Annotated in this window: 12 protein-coding genes and 1 other RNA gene; 12 read left to right on the forward strand and 1 reads right to left on the reverse strand. The window is 72.0% G+C overall.

Features of this window, described 5'->3' with window-relative positions; genetic code table 11:
* Positions 1–13 precede the first annotated feature (13 nt).
* The gene (locus HUN58_RS13660) at positions 14–1,210 is read left to right on the forward strand and encodes an acetate/propionate family kinase (RefSeq protein ID WP_141862228.1); all 1,197 of its coding nucleotides are present in this window, start codon (positions 14–16) and stop codon (positions 1,208–1,210) included.
* Between the two features lie 120 nt (positions 1,211–1,330).
* On the opposite strand, the gene HUN58_RS13665 is transcribed toward HUN58_RS13660, so the two are convergent.
* A complete protein-coding gene (locus HUN58_RS13665; protein ID WP_058743336.1) occupies positions 1,331–2,005 on the reverse strand; it encodes an NAD(P)H-binding protein in 675 nt (224 codons plus the stop codon).
* A 36-nt stretch (positions 2,006–2,041) separates the two neighbouring features.
* On the opposite strand from HUN58_RS13665, the gene ffs reads away from it, so the two are divergent.
* The 11 genes from ffs (at position 2,042) to HUN58_RS13720 (ending at position 14,704) form a co-directional block, all read left to right on the forward strand.
* An RNA gene (ffs, locus tag HUN58_RS13670) (signal recognition particle sRNA small type) lies at positions 2,042–2,138 on the forward strand.
* An 85-nt stretch (positions 2,139–2,223) separates the two neighbouring features.
* Positions 2,224–4,929, forward strand: coding sequence for a DNA polymerase III subunit gamma and tau (locus tag HUN58_RS13675; protein WP_180224942.1), 2,706 nt, complete (start codon positions 2,224–2,226; stop codon positions 4,927–4,929).
* Positions 4,929–5,528 carry a recombination mediator RecR gene (recR, locus tag HUN58_RS13680; RefSeq protein ID WP_058743291.1) on the forward strand — a complete coding sequence of 200 codons (600 nt, stop codon included), beginning with the start codon at positions 4,929–4,931 and terminating at the stop codon, positions 5,526–5,528. Before HUN58_RS13675 ends, recR begins: the two co-directional genes overlap by 1 nt.
* A gap of 137 nt (positions 5,529–5,665) precedes the next feature.
* Positions 5,666–6,931 (forward strand): aspartate kinase, encoded by a 1,266-nt coding sequence (locus tag HUN58_RS13685; protein ID WP_058743290.1) that lies wholly within the window; start codon positions 5,666–5,668, stop codon positions 6,929–6,931.
* 31 nt (positions 6,932–6,962) lie between these two features.
* Positions 6,963–8,012 (forward strand): aspartate-semialdehyde dehydrogenase, encoded by a 1,050-nt coding sequence (locus HUN58_RS13690; RefSeq protein WP_180224943.1) that lies wholly within the window; start codon positions 6,963–6,965, stop codon positions 8,010–8,012.
* A gap of 113 nt (positions 8,013–8,125) precedes the next feature.
* Positions 8,126–9,613: a malate:quinone oxidoreductase gene (locus HUN58_RS13695; RefSeq protein ID WP_180224944.1), complete on the forward strand. Its 1,488-nt coding sequence runs from the start codon at positions 8,126–8,128 to the stop codon at positions 9,611–9,613.
* A 51-nt stretch (positions 9,614–9,664) separates the two neighbouring features.
* Positions 9,665–10,813 carry an Rv2578c family radical SAM protein gene (locus tag HUN58_RS13700; protein ID WP_180224945.1) on the forward strand — a complete coding sequence of 383 codons (1,149 nt, stop codon included), beginning with the start codon at positions 9,665–9,667 and terminating at the stop codon, positions 10,811–10,813.
* A gap of 106 nt (positions 10,814–10,919) precedes the next feature.
* The gene (locus HUN58_RS13705) at positions 10,920–12,194 is read left to right on the forward strand and encodes a sensor histidine kinase (protein ID WP_180224946.1); all 1,275 of its coding nucleotides are present in this window, start codon (positions 10,920–10,922) and stop codon (positions 12,192–12,194) included.
* Positions 12,191–13,390 carry a hypothetical protein gene (locus HUN58_RS13710; protein ID WP_180224947.1) on the forward strand — a complete coding sequence of 400 codons (1,200 nt, stop codon included), beginning with the start codon at positions 12,191–12,193 and terminating at the stop codon, positions 13,388–13,390. The genes HUN58_RS13705 and HUN58_RS13710 overlap by 4 nt, the downstream gene beginning before the upstream one ends.
* A complete protein-coding gene (locus tag HUN58_RS13715) occupies positions 13,377–14,078 on the forward strand; it encodes a response regulator transcription factor (RefSeq protein WP_229666641.1) in 702 nt (233 codons plus the stop codon). Before HUN58_RS13710 ends, HUN58_RS13715 begins: the two co-directional genes overlap by 14 nt.
* On the forward strand, positions 14,078–14,704 hold the full coding sequence (locus HUN58_RS13720) for a thymidine kinase (protein ID WP_141862217.1): 627 nt from the start codon (positions 14,078–14,080) through the stop codon (positions 14,702–14,704). Before HUN58_RS13715 ends, HUN58_RS13720 begins: the two co-directional genes overlap by 1 nt.
* Positions 14,705–14,775: the final 71 nt, after the last annotated feature.

The raw sequence follows: 14,775 nt of genomic DNA on the forward strand, positions 1-14,775 counted from the left end.
AGGCACCACCCCAGTGACCGCAGCCCTCGTCGTGAACTCCGGTTCGAGTTCGTTCAAGTACCAGCTCATCGAGCTCGAGGGCGAGCGCACGCTCGCCTCCGGGCTGGTGGAGCGCATCGGCGAGTCCGCCGGCGCGTGGAAGCACACGAACGCGGTGACGGGGGAGTCGTCCTCGAACGACTCAGCCGACGTCCCGGACCACGCGGCGGGCTTCCAGGCCATGCTCGACGCCTTCGCGAAGGTCGGCCCGTCGTTCGACGAGCACCCCCCGGCGGTCGTCGGCCACCGCGTGGTGCACGGCGGGACCACGTTCGACCGGGCGACGGTCGTGACGGACGAGGTCGAGGAGCAGATCGAGGCGCTGAACAGCCTCGCGCCGCTGCACAACCCGGCGAACCTCGAGGGGATCCGGGCCGCGAAGCAGGTCTTCGCCGACGTCCCGCACGTCGCCGTGTTCGACACCGCGTTCCACCAGACGATGCCGCCGCACGCGTACACGTACGCGATCCCAGCCGACCTCGCCGAGAAGCACCAGATCCGGCGCTACGGCATGCACGGCACGAGCCACAAGTACGTCTCCGAGCAGGCCGCCGCGTTCCTCGACCGCCCGCTGTCCGAGCTGAAGACCATCGTGCTGCACCTCGGCAACGGGGCCTCGGCCGCGGCGATCGACGGCGGCCGCTCGATCGAGACCTCGATGGGCCTGACCCCGCTCGAGGGCCTGGTGATGGGGACCCGCTCCGGCGACCTCGACCCCGCCGTCCTGCTGCACCTGCACCGCGAGGCCGGACTCGACTTCGACGAGCTCGACACCATGCTCAACAAGCAGTCGGGCCTGCTCGGGCTCACCGGCAACGGGGACATGCGGGACGTGCAGGACGCTGCGTCGCGCGGTGACGAGACCGCCGAGGCGGCGCTCGCCGTGTACCGGCACCGGATCCGCCGGTACGTGGGGGCGTACACGGCGCAGCTCGGTGGGCTGGACGCCGTGGTCTTCACCGCGGGGGTCGGGGAGAACAACGCGCTGCTGCGCCGGCGCGTGCTCGCGGGACTCGAGCACCTGGGCATCGAGGTCGACGCGGACCGGAACGAGTTGGCCTCACGAGAGGCACGGCGCATCTCCACGGACGCGTCGCGTGTCGCGGTGCTCGTCATCCCGACGAACGAGGAGCTCGAGATCGCCCGGCAGTCGGCTGCGGTCGCGCTGTAGCTCGCGGCGGTCGCGCGCGAGACGCCCCCGAGTGCGCGAGACGCCCCCGGATCCGGGGGCGTCTCGACGGTTCGGGGGCGTCTCGGCAGCGCGGGGGGCGTCTCGTTCGTGCGGATCGGGTCAGCCGAGGGCGTGCAGGGCGGCGGGGATCGGTGTGTTGCCGCTCGTCACCTCGAACTGCACGCCGACCGCGGAGTCGTCGAGGAGCGCGTGCAGCACGACCGCGGCGACGTCCGCACGGGGGATCGACCCGCGCGGCACCGTGCGCCCGACGGCGACCGTGCCCTGCGGCGGTGTGTCGAGGAGCGCACCCGGACGGACGATCGTCCAGCGCAGGTTCCGCGCGCGGATGTTCGCGTCCGCCTCGGACTTCGCGCGCAGGTACACCTGGAAGACGTCGTCCTCGGAGCGGGCGGGCACGACGGCCCGCTCCGGGTCGTACGAGTCGGCCGCCATCGCCGAGATCATCACGTAGCGGTCGATGCCCATCCGCTCGGCGGCGTCGGCGAGGAGCAGTGCGGCGTCCCGGTCGACGGTCTCCTTCCGCTCCGCACCGCTGTTCGGGCCGGCACCGGCCGCGAACACCACCGCGTCGACCCCGCGCAGGCGCAGGGCGAGTTCGTCGTCGTCGACCTGCTCCAGGTCCACGACCAGCGCGGTCGCGCCCTGCTGCTCCACGTCGGCGCGGTGCGCGGGGTTCCTGATGACGGCGACGGCGTCGTGGCCGGCGTCGGTGACGAGGCGGGCGAGGAGCAGGGCGATCTGTCCGTGTCCTCCGGCGATGGCGATCTTCATGTGTCCGATACTGCCCGTCGCGTCCGGTAGACTTCCGGAGGCTCCTCACGTGACGCCATCCAGGCCAACTCCCCCAGGGCGGAAACGCAGCAAGGGTAACCGGGCTCTGGCGGGTGCGTGAGGAGTCTTCTTCGTTCCCGGAAGGGGTGTGACCCGACGCCGTCCACAGGCTCGGTGTGACGGCTGGTGGTGTCGGCCGTCCCGGCTACCCTTGGTCCGTGGTCACCGCCCTGTATCGCCGTTACCGGCCCGAGAACTTCGCCGAGCTGATCGGGCAGTCGCAGGTCACCGACCCGCTGCGGACCGCGCTCCGGACGAACCGTGTCAACCACGCGTACCTGTTCAGCGGGCCGCGCGGCTGCGGCAAGACGACCTCGGCCCGCATCCTCGCACGCTGCCTCAACTGCGCCGAGGGGCCGACGGACACCCCGTGCGGTGTCTGCCCGAGCTGCGTCGAGCTCGCGCGCGGGGGCAGCGGTTCCCTCGACGTGATCGAGATCGACGCCGCGAGCCACAACGGTGTCGACGACGCCCGCGACCTGCGCGACCGCGCCGTCTTCGCCCCGGCGCGGGACCGCTTCAAGATCTTCATCCTGGACGAGGCGCACATGGTGACGCCGCAGGGCTTCAACGCGCTGCTCAAGCTGGTCGAGGAGCCCCCGGAGCACGTGAAGTTCATCTTCGCGACGACCGAGCCCGAGAAGGTCATCGGCACCATCCGGTCGCGGACCCACCACTACCCGTTCCGTCTCGTGCCTCCGGCCACGATGCTCGAGTACGTCGAGCAGCTCTGTGCGCAGGAGTCCGTGTCGGTCGCGCCGGGCGTCCTGCCCCTGGTGGTCCGGGCCGGTGGCGGATCGGTGCGTGACACCCTGTCGCTGCTCGACCAGCTCATGGCGGGGAGCGAGGACGGCGCCATCGCGTACGAGCGTGCCGTCGCCCTGCTCGGCTACACCGACGCGGCACTGCTCGACGACGTGGTCGACGCGCTCGCCGTCGCGGACCCGGCATCGGCGTTCGCGGCCATCGACCGCGTCGTGCAGACCGGTCAGGACCCGCGACGCTTCGTCGAGGACCTGCTCGAGCGGCTTCGTGACCTGATCGTCGTCGCCGCCACGAACGAGAGCGCGGCGGCGGTCCTGCGCGGCATCTCGCCCGAGGAACTCGACACCATGACCCGTCAGGCCGGGGTGTTCGGGGCGACGGCGCTGTCCCGGGCGGCGGACATCGCGAACCGCGCCCTGACGGACATGACCGGTGCGACCTCACCGCGGCTGCACCTCGAGCTGATGACGGCGCGCATGCTCGTGCCCGAGGCCGACGACACCCAGCGCGGGGCCCTCGCCCGTGTGGAGCGGCTCGAGCGTCGTGTCGGTGTCGGCGACGCGGGCGGACACCAGGGCGGCTCCACGGCGGCCGCGGCTCCTGCCGCTCCGCAGCGCGCCGCGGCTCCGGCGCCCGCGTCGACCGCTTCGCCTGAGTCGACCGCTGCGCCCGCGCAGTCGGCGGCTCCTGCAGCGAGCGCACGCTCGACCACCGAGTCGTCGTCCGCCGGCGGGTCGGCCGCCCCCGGAGATGCCGTGCGTGACGCCGCCGCGGCGTGGGGAGCGGTCGCCCCGAGCACCCCGCAGCCCGTGCAGCAGCCGCACGCCGAGCGCCCGTCGACGGATGCCCCGGCCGCCCCGTCCGGCACGGCCAACGCCTCGTCGACCGGGCAGGGCACGGCCGTCGGCGACGAGCCCGTGGTCCGCCCCGTCGCGGCCGTGGGCTTCCAGCAGCTCCGCGACGCCTGGCCGCAGGTCGTCGAGCACGTGCAGAAGGCCCGTCGGTCGGCGTGGTCCGTGGTCGTCACGGCGCAGGTCACAGCCCTGCGTGAGGACGTGCTCACCCTGACGTTCCCGAGCCAGCAGGACGTGGCGTCCTTCAAGGAGATGTCCGACCCCGCCACGAGCGTCAGCGAGCTCCTCCGCTCGGCGATCATCGACGTCCTCGGACTCCGGGTGAAGTTCGTCGCCCGCGGGCCCGGGCAGCACCAGCAGCAGCCGAACGGTCAGCAGCGGGTTCCGCAGCAGCAGATCCCGCAGCAGCAGCAGGCCCCGCAGCAGGCGCCGCATCAGGCGGCGGCGCCGGAGCGTCGTGCCCCCGAGCCGAAGCCCGAGGTCGCGGCGCCGCGGGCCCAGGCGCCGCAGGCTCCGGCGCAGCAGCAGGCGCCCCAGGCCCCCGCGGCGCAGACTCCGGCGGCACCGGCACCGGCGTCCAGCAGCCCGGTCACCGACTGGGCGGTCGCCACCATCCCAGCGGCTGACCCGACGCCCGCACCCGCCGCTCCGGCCGGACGAGCGGAACCGAGCTGGTCGGCGCCCTTCGGCACGACGGACACCGGCGAGCCCGTCACCCCCGTCCAGGTCGTCGGCGACCCCGCCGCCGACGCAGCGCTCGCTGCGCAGCTGCGTCCGGCCTCGGCGCTGGGCGGAGGCGCCTCCTCGACGCCGCGCCCGCATGCCGAGTCGATCCCGGCCGTCGCGCCGGCGGCAGCCGAGACGTCGGCGTCCGCACCCGCTGCGCCCGACACCACGGGAAGCCGGTCCGACGTGCCCGTCGACGACTACCCCCTCGACGACGAGCCCTACGACGACGGCGCCCCGTTCCCGGACCCCGGCACCGGAGCGCCAGCCGCGGCGCCGACACCGCCCGGAGCGGCGTCGGGTCAGCAGCAGGGCACCTCCCGGCAGGGCACCTCGCAGCAGCACGGCACTCCCCAGCAGCAGGCCACACCCCGACAGCAGGCCGCCCGCTCCCAGCCGACCACCACGCCCCCGGCCCGTCGTGCCCCCGTCGCGGGTCGCTACGGCGAGGCCGTCGTCCGTGAGATCCTCGGTGCCCAGTTCATCGAGGAGACCGCCCTGCACGAGGAAGGCGCCTGATGTACGACGGCATCGTCCAGGACCTGATCGACGAGTTCGGTCGCCTGCCCGGCATCGGGCCGAAGTCCGCGCAGCGGATCGCGTTCCACATCCTGCAGACCGAGTCCTTCGACCCGAGCCGCCTGGCGGAGCTCCTGGCCGACGTCAAGGAGAAGGTCCGCTTCTGCGAGGTCTGCGGCAACGTCACCGAGTCCGAACGCTGCAGCATCTGCCGCGACCCCCGTCGGTCGCCGACCGTGATCTGCGTCGTGGAAGAGGCGAAGGACGTCGCCGCGATCGAACGGACGCGCGAGTTCCGTGGGCTCTACCACGTGCTCGGCGGTGCCATCAGCCCGATCGACGGCGTCGGTCCGGACGACCTGCGAATCCAGCAGCTCATGACGCGCCTGGCCGACGGCACGGTGGACGAGGTCATCATCGCGACCGACCCGAACCTCGAGGGCGAGGCGACGGCGACGTACCTCAGTCGTCTGCTCGTCCCGATGGGCATCCGGACGACCCGACTCGCTTCCGGTCTCCCCGTGGGCGGCGACCTGGAGTACGCCGACGAGGTCACACTCGGACGGGCCTTCGAGGGTCGTCGCCTGGTCGGCGGCTGAGCTCGACGCCGCGGGCGGGCAGCAGCACGCAGGATCCTTGCGTCCCACCCCGTTCCGACGCAACATCCGCGGAACACCCTCTACCATTGTCGAACCGCGTCTCATCGCGGATCCGTCGTCCCCGGGAGTACCAAGCAGTGGCCTTGATCGTGCAGAAGTTCGGTGGATCGTCCGTCGCGGACGCCGAGAGCATCAAGCGCGTGGCGAAGCGGATCGTCCAGACGAAGAAGGCCGGCAACGACGTCGTCGTCGCGGTCTCGGCGATGGGCGACACCACCGACGAGCTCGTCGACCTCGCGCACTCGGTGACGCCCATCCCGGCTGGTCGTGAGCTCGACATGCTGCTCACCGCGGGAGAGCGCATCTCGATGGCCCTGCTCGCGATGGCGATCAAGAGCCTGGGCGTCGAAGCCTCGTCGTACACGGGTAGCCAGGCGGGCATGCTCACCGACGCCCAGCACGGCAAGGCCCGCATCGTCGACGTCACCCCGAAGCGCGTGCGCGAGGCGCTCGACGCCGGTCACGTCGCGATCGTCGCGGGCTTCCAGGGCTTCAACCGCACGACCGGCGAGATCACCACGCTCGGTCGCGGCGGCTCGGACACCACGGCCGTCGCCCTCGCCGCCGCGCTCGACGCCGACGTCTGCGAGATCTACACCGACGTCGACGGCATCTTCACCGCCGACCCGCGCGTGGTGCCGAAGGCCAAGAAGGTCGACCGGATCACGAGCGAGGAGATGCTCGAGCTCGCGGCCTCCGGCGCCAAGGTCCTGTACATCCGTGCCGTCGAGTACGCCCGTCGGCACGGCGTCACCCTGCACGTCCGCTCCTCCTTCAGCAACGCCGAGGGAACCATCGTCTACAACCCTGCAGAGGGGGAAACCGTGGAAGAACCGATCATCACCGGGATCGCCGGAGACCTCTCCGAGGGCAAGATCACCGTCGTCGGCGTGCCCGACACCCCGGGCAAGGCCGCCGAGATCTTCACGATCGTCGCCCGTGCCGGCGCGAACATCGACATGATCGTGCAGAACGTGTCCGAGGCCGTCACCGGCCGCACGGACATCTCCTTCACGCTGCCGAAGGACCAGGGCCAGGGCGTGCTCACGGCGCTCGAGGTCGCGAAGGCCGACATCGGCTACGAGGGCATCCAGTACGACGACCAGATCGGCAAGCTCGCCCTCGTCGGCGCGGGCATGCGCACGAACGCGGGCGTCTCCGCCGCGCTCTTCCGCGCCCTGCACGAGGCGTCGATCAACATCGAGATGATCTCGACCTCGGAGATCCGCATCTCGGTCGTCACCCGGGCCGACACCCTGAACGAGGCGATGCGGGTCGTGCACGCGGCGTTCGGCCTCGACGCCGACCAGGAAGCCGTCGTCTACGCCGGCACGGGCCGCTGACCGCCGTCCCGCGAACGAGCAGGAGCACCACATGAGCACCACCGTCGCCGTCGTCGGCGCCACCGGTCAGGTCGGCGCCGTGATGCGTCGCCTCCTCGAGGAGCGCACGTTCCCGGCCGACCGCGTCCGGTTCTTCGCGAGTGCCCGGTCCGCCGGCACCACGCTGCCGTTCCGCGGCGAGGAGATCGTCGTCGAGGACTCCGAGACCGCCGACCCGTCCGGCATCGACATCGCGCTGTTCTCGGCGGGCGCCACCGCCTCGCGCGCCCTCGCACCGAAGTTCGCCGCCGCGGGAGCCGTCGTCGTCGACAACTCCAGCGCCTGGCGGATGGACCCGGAGGTCCCGCTCGTGGTGAGCGAGGTGAACCCGCACGCCATCGGCCAGGCTCCGAAGGGCATCATCGCGAACCCGAACTGCACGACGATGGCGATCATGCCCGTGCTCAAGGTCCTGGACACCGAGTCCGGTCTCCGCCGACTCGTGGCCACGACGTACCAGGCCGTGTCCGGGTCCGGGCTCGCCGGTGTCGAGGAACTCCTCGGCCAGGCGAAGGCCGCCCTCGAGCAGGACGCCGCTGCGCTGACCCACGACGGCTCGGCCGTGACCTTCCCGGAGCCGGTCAAGTACGTGCGTCCCATCGCGTTCGACGTCGTGCCGCTCGCCGGCTCGATCGTCGAGGACGGCGAGGGCGAGACCGACGAGGAGAAGAAGCTCCGCAACGAGAGCCGGAAGATCCTCGAGCTGCCCGACCTGCTCGTCGCCGGCACCTGTGTGCGCGTCCCGGTCTTCACCGGGCACTCGATCTCGGTGCACGCCGAGTTCGACCGTCCGCTCTCGCCCGAGCGCGCGACGGCGATCCTCGCCGAGGCGCCCGGCGTCGAGCTCGCCGACGTGCCGACGCCGCTGCAGGCCGCCGGGCAGGACCCGTCGTTCGTCGGCCGGATCCGGGCCGACCAGTCCGCGCCCGCCGGTCACGGTCTCGCACTCTTCGTGAGCAACGACAACCTGCGGAAGGGCGCCGCGCTCAACGCGGTGCAGATCGCCGAGACGATCGTCGCCCGCCGCACCGTCGCCGCGTAGCGGCCGGGGTAGGGACCAGAAGACGGACGGGAGGCACGTGGCGGGTCCGCCACGTGCCTCCCGTCCGTCTGTCGGTCGGCTCGCACCCGGCCGCACGCCGGTAGGATCGACGGGTGGCAGTGAAGCAGGTGGACCCCATCGACGTCGTCCTGGTCGGGGGAGGGATCATGAGCGCCACGCTCGGCGCGATCATCCACCGGCTCGAGCCCACGTGGCGCATCCGCGTGTACGAGCGGCTCGGATCGGCCGCGCAGGAGTCCTCGAACCCGTGGAACAACGCGGGCACCGGGCACTCGGCGCTCTGCGAGCTGAACTACACGCCCGAGCTGCCCGACGGACGGGTCGAGATCGCGAAGGCCGTCACGGTCAACGAGCAGTTCCAGGTGTCGCGGCAGTTCTGGGCCCACCTCGTCGAGACCGGTGCGCTGCCGGAACCTTCGAACTTCATCAACCCGACGCCGCACATCTCGTTCGTCTGGGGTGCTGACAACGTCGAGTACATGCGGAAGCGCTGGGAGGCGCTCAAGGACCACCCGCTCTTCGCGGGCATCGATTTCTCGGACGACCCCGCGCAGATCCGGCAGTGGGCACCCGCGCTCATCCCGGGGCGCAAGAAGGACCAGCCGATCGCGGCGACGTACTCCGCCGCCGGCTCCGACGTCGACTTCGGATCGCTGACGCGCCAGCTCTTCGACGAGCTCGAGATCGCCGGCGTCGAGTTCGAGCCGTCGCACCAGGTCCGGAAGATCACCCGCTCGACGGTGTCCGAGGGCTGGGTCCTCGACGTCCGCAACGAGATCGGTCGCTCCACGCAGCGCATCGCGGCGAAGTTCGTCTTCGTCGGCGCGGGCGGCGGAGCACTCCACCTGCTGCAGAAGTCCGGCATCCCGGAGATCCGCGGGTACGGCGGGTTCCCGGTGTCCGGCGAGTTCCTCCGGACCGACGAGCCCGAGGTCGTGCAGAAGCACGCGGCGAAGGTGTACGGCAAGGCGAGCGTCGGTGCTCCGCCGATGTCCGTCCCGCACCTCGACACCCGCATCGTCGACGGCAAGGCGTCGCTCATGTTCGGCCCGTACGCCGGGTTCAGCCCGAAGTTCCTCAAGCAGGGCTCCGTGCTCGACCTGTTCCGCTCGATCCGACCGCACAACCTGCGTCCAATGCTCAGCGTCGCGTTCTCCAACTTCGACCTCGTCCGCTACCTCGTGGGGCAGCTGCTCGCGTCGAAGCAGACGAAGTTCGACGCCCTCCGCGAGTTCATGCCGACGGCCGAGCCGGACAACTGGCACCGGATCACCGCCGGGCAGCGTGTCCAGGTGATCAAGCCCGACCGCGAGAAGGGTGGGGTGCTGCAGTTCGGGACCGAGGTCATCACGTCGGCCGACGGGTCGATCGCAGGTCTGCTCGGTGCGAGCCCCGGGGCGTCCACCGCGGTGCCGATCATGCTGTCCATGCTGCAGCGGTGCTTCCCGGACCGCTGGGCAGGCTGGGAGCCGACGGTGCGCGAGATGGTGCCGACGTACGGCACGGACCTCGGCTCCGACCCGGCGCTCGCGGACGAGACCCTCGCGCGGACGGCGAAGGTGCTCGGGCTGCACCACTGAACCGAGCTCGCCCGGCTTGACCGCCGTTCGAACGTGTGTTCGAATGGCGGCATGCGGTGGAGTGGACAGGCGATCGACGCGGAGCGGACCGACGCGCTTCCGGGACTCGCGTCGAACAGCGGACTCGTGCGGAGCGTCACGACGCCGGAGTTCGCGGGCGTCACCTTCCACGAGGTGCTGGCGAAGAGTGCCCTGAACCGTGTGCCCAGTGCCGACGGTGCCGGTACCTACGGCTGGACGATCAACCCGTACCGCGGGTGCAGCCACGCGTGCGTGTACTGCTTCGCCCGGCCGACGCACACCTACCTGGAGTTCGACGGCGGCGCGGACTTCGACCAGCAGATCGTCGTGAAGACCAACGTCGCCGACGTGCTCCGCCGCGAACTCCGCCGACCGAGCTGGCAGGGGCACCCGGTCGCCCTCGGCACGAACACCGACCCGTACCAGCGCGCCGAGGGCAAGTACCGGCTGATGCCGGGCGTGATCCGTGCCCTCGCCGAGTCCGGGACGCCGTTCAGCATCCTGACGAAGGGCACGCTGCTCCGACGTGACCTGCCCCTGCTGGCCGAGGCAGCACAGCAGGTACCGATCGACCTGGCGATGTCGATCGCGGTGTACGACGACGCGCTGCAGCAGCAGGTCGAGCCGGGCACCCCGACGACGGCGGCACGGTTGGCGACCGTCCGGGCGATCCGGGACGCGGGCCTCGACTGCTCGGTGTTCCTGATGCCCGTGCTGCCGTTCATCACCGACACCCGGGCACACCTCGACGACGCGATCGGGCGGGCGGCCTCGGCCGGTGCGACGAGCGTCATGTACTCGGCGTTGCACCTGCGGCCCGGGGTCAAGCCGTGGTGGTTCGCGTGGCTGCAGCAGACCCGGCCGGACCTGGTCGCGCGGTACCGGTCGATGTACCTCGACAACACGTACGCCCCGAAGGACTACCGCCGGTGGCTCGCGGAGCGGGTCCGTCCCATCCTGCGCGCCCACGGGGTCGCGGTCGGTCGGGTCGACCCGGCGACCGGCTCGATGGGGTTCCGCGACCGCGAGGAACGGCTGCGCACGATCCCGACGGGACCCACGGCCTCGCCGCTCGACGAGCAGTCGCGTCCGTCGGTGTCGCCGCTGCAGCGCGCGGACCCCGGCTGGGGGCATCGGACGGCCAGCGTCGGTGCGGCATCCGGGCCGACCCTGTTCTGACGCGAGTGCGCTTCCGCGTTCGGGGGACACCGAGTGTCGGTGATCGGCGGTAACATCGGGCGGGTCGCCGAACGGTGCTCGTTTCGGGGTACACGACAGCCTCCCGATGGCCGTCGTCGGCGACACGACGACCCTCCGGAAGGACCCTCGACCCGTGCTCGGCATCCCCACGCACCTCGCGCCCCGCGTGAATGCCTGGTCGACCGTGCGCGCCTTCCACGCCGCCGCCGTCGGGTCCGTGGTGGCCGCGGCGGTCGTGCTGCTGCTCTACCGGCTGGCCGACCCGGACGTCCGGATCGTCGGCGCCGTGCTCGCCCTCGTGCCGATGGCCCTGATGATCGGCGTGCACGTGCAGTTCGGCACGTGGCGGTCGGCCGTGGCCTTCCTGCTCGTCGGCGGGGTGTCCGCGTGGTGGTTCGCGCTCGTCGTGCAGCGCGAGGTCCCGGCGGGCTGGGTGACGAGCTACCTGCTGTCGCTCGTGATCATCCCGCTCGTCCTCGTCGGTGGTGCCGGCGCGGTGGCCGGACGCGTCGTGCTCTGGTCGGTCGGCGGGTTCCTGGTCGGACGCCTCGCGACCTCGATCGCCGTCGCGCAGGTGGACGGGCCGCCACGGCCGCTCCTGCTCGCCTGGGTGACCCTCGGCTTCGTCGTCGCGCTCGTGCTCTTCACCAGCCGGAACACCGCACGGTCCGAGCGGGTCCAGCCCGAGCTGCTCCGCTCCGCGCGCGAGGAGCACGTCTCGGCGTACCGCGCCGGGGTCGAGGCCGAGGCCGCGGCGATCCTCCACGACACCGTGCTCAACCACCTCGGCGCCATCGCCCTGGCACCGGACGGCCCGATGGACCCGCAACTCGCACGCACGGTGGAGTCCGACGTCGCGATGCTGACCGGCAAGGAGTGGCTCGCGCCGTCCGGGTCCACCGTGGACCGGCCGTCCGCCGTCGCCGTCGACGCGTTCGAGGCGATGGTCGACGAGCACCGCGCCGAGGGCCTGCAGGTCGACGTGACGGGTGACACCGCCGTGCTCGGCGCCCTCGACCACACCGCCTCGACCGCGCTGTTCCGCGCGGTCGGCCAGTGCCTCGCCAACGTCCGGAAGCACGCCGGCACCGACCGAGCCGAGGTCAGCGTCTTCGACGACGGTGCGTCGTGCACGGTCATGGTCGTCGACGACGGCCGTGGCTTCGACGAGCAGGAGACCAGCCCGGACCGGATGGGCCTGCGCGGCTCCGTCCGCGAGCGCATCGCGCGCGTCGGTGGCGACGTGCAGGTCTGGTCGTCGCCCGGGTCCGGCACCAGCGTGATGATGACGGTGCCGCACGCCGCCGCCGCGGTCCCGGTCGCTGCCACGCTCGACGACGAGTGGGGGACCGGCCGGTGAGCCGCGTCGACGACGTCCGGACCCGCATCCGTGGCAGCCGCACGGCGCAGCAGTACGACCCGCTCGGCGCGATGGGGTCCCGTCCGCTCGCGATCGTCCTCGGCGCCGGTGGGGTGGCCTGGGCGCTCCTCGTGTCCGTGTTCGACCGGGACGTGCCAGGGAGCCCGACGCTCAGCGCGTTGACCGTCCTGCTCCTCGCGGCGTCCGGCGCGGTCGTGTTCGTCGCCTCGTCGCCGTTCCGCGCCCCGTTCCCACGGTGGGCGTTCGTGCTCCACGTCGTCCTGCTCGCCGCGGCGACCGTCGCGAGCGTCGCGGCGCAGTGGGGCCCGGACCGCAGCGCCCTGAACGACTTCATGAGCCTGCTCACCGCGACCGGCATCGTCATGGCCGCGCCGTACCGACCGTGGCGGGACCTCGCCGTGGGCGGGGTGGTGCTGGCCGTCGTCGACGCCGGAGCGTGGGGCGCTGCCGCGACCGTGTTCCCGTACGGCGTCCCGGCGTCGGTCGCGGCGTTCCTCGCCGCCGCCCCGACGCTCGTGCTCACCACGGCGGCCGTGGTGTTCGCCGCGACCTTCGCCGGGCTCGCCGAGCGCGTCCAGATCCGGGCCGGGTCCTACTCCGTCGCCCGCGCGGAGCGGGACGGCATCGCCGCGAGCGTGCAGCACGACCGCTCGGTGGTCCTCGCCCGCGACGTCGCACCGTTCTTCGCCGAGCTCCGCACGAGGGAGGTCATCACGGACGCCGACCGTGCGCGGGCCCGTGCGATCGCCGACGGCATCCGGCGGGCCATGGTCGCCGACGCCGACCGGACGTGGTTCGAGCACGCCGTGGTCGTGGACGGCGGGACGGCCAGCGCGATCGACGACCCGGACGGGCTGATCGCGACGCTCGACGCCGACCAGCGCACCGTCGTCCGGACGTTCCTGCGCGCGGCCCTCCGCGCGTCGACGGTCGACCCGGCCGGGTTCCGCGCCCGGGTCCGGCGGGCGGTGGACGACGATCCGCCGACGACCCCGAGCGCCACCGGGGCCGGAGCGGTCTCCGTCGCGCTCGACCTGGCCGTGGACGACTCCGACGTGGGCATCCACCGCACCTTCGACCCCTACCTCGCGGTCCTCCGCGTGACCTTCCCCGACCTCGACGTCGCCGTCCGGCCGTCGTCCCTCGCACTAAGGTTCTCCTATGACCAGCACTGACCCGAACCGGACCACGGAGGGCGTACCCCCGCTCCCGCAGCCCGGCACCCGACGCGTGCGGCTGGCGATCCTCGACGACCACGAGGTGCTGCTCGACAGCCTCTCGAGCTGGATCGCCGTGAACGCCTTCGACTTCGACCTCGCGCTGACGGCCCACACCTGGCTCGAGATGGTGCACAGCGAGAACTTCCCGACCGACCTGGTCTTCCTCGACTTCCAGCTCAAGGAGCCGGTCTCGATCGAGGCTCGGGTCCGCACCTGCCGCGCGGCCGGGGCGAAGGTCATCGTGCTGTCCAGCGTCGACAGCCGCGAGTCCCGCGACCGCGCCCTCGCCGCCGGTGCCGCGGCGTTCCTGTCGAAGTCGCTGCCGATGCGCGAGGTCATGGACGTGGCGCGCGAGGTCATGGGCGTCTCGCGAGAGACCCCGCCGCAGCGCGACTGGCGTCCGCTGCCCACCGGCGCGAACGCGCACCAGCGGCCGAAGCTGAGCCACGGCGAGGAAGAGGCGCTGCGCCTGTACGTGTCGGGCTACTCGACGAACGAGGTCGCCGCGCAGATGAACGTGCAGTACGAGACGGCCAAGACCTACCTGCGCCGCGTGCGCGAGAAGTACAGCAAGGTCGGTCGTCCGGCGTCGAAGAAGTCCGACCTGATCCGTCGTGCGGCAGAGGACGGGTTCCTCGCGTAGTGGCGAAGCTCTACTTCCGCTACGGCGCGATGAACAGCGGCAAGAGCACCGGACTCCTGCAGGCCGCCTACAACTACGAGGAGCGCGGGCAGCGCGTGCTGCTCGCGAAGCCGTCGGTCGACACCAAGGGTGACCGCGAGATCGTGTCGCGCCTCGGCGTCACCCGGTCCGTCGACGTCGTCTTCGCGCCGGACGACGACGTCCGCGCGTCCGTCGCAGCTGCCGGTGCGGTGGACCCGGAGTCCGACCGGCTCGACGGCATGGTCCGGCCGCTCAGCTGCGTCCTCGTCGACGAGGCGCAGTTCCTGACGCCCCGCCAGGTCGACGACCTGCTCCGCATCGCCGTCCTCGACGACGTCCCGGTGCTCGCCTACGGCATCCGCACCGACTTCCGCACCGAGGCGTTCCCCGGCAGCGCGCGGCTGCTCGAGATCGCGCACTCCCTCGAGGAGCTCAAGACCATCTGCCGCTGCGGTCGCAAGGCGGTGTTCAACCCCCGCAAGGTCGACGGACGCTTCGTCTTCGACGGCTCGCAGGTCGCCATCGACGGCGCCGGCGTCACCTACGAGGCGCTGTGCGCCAACTGCTACCTCACCGAGTCGGGCGGTCGCCTGGACGGCGACTGACGGACTGGAGGCGCGTGGCGGGCCCCGCCACGCGCCTCCAGTGCGTCCCGTGGCCCGGAATGCACGCGAGC

Source organism: Curtobacterium sp. Csp1, assembly GCF_013347185.1.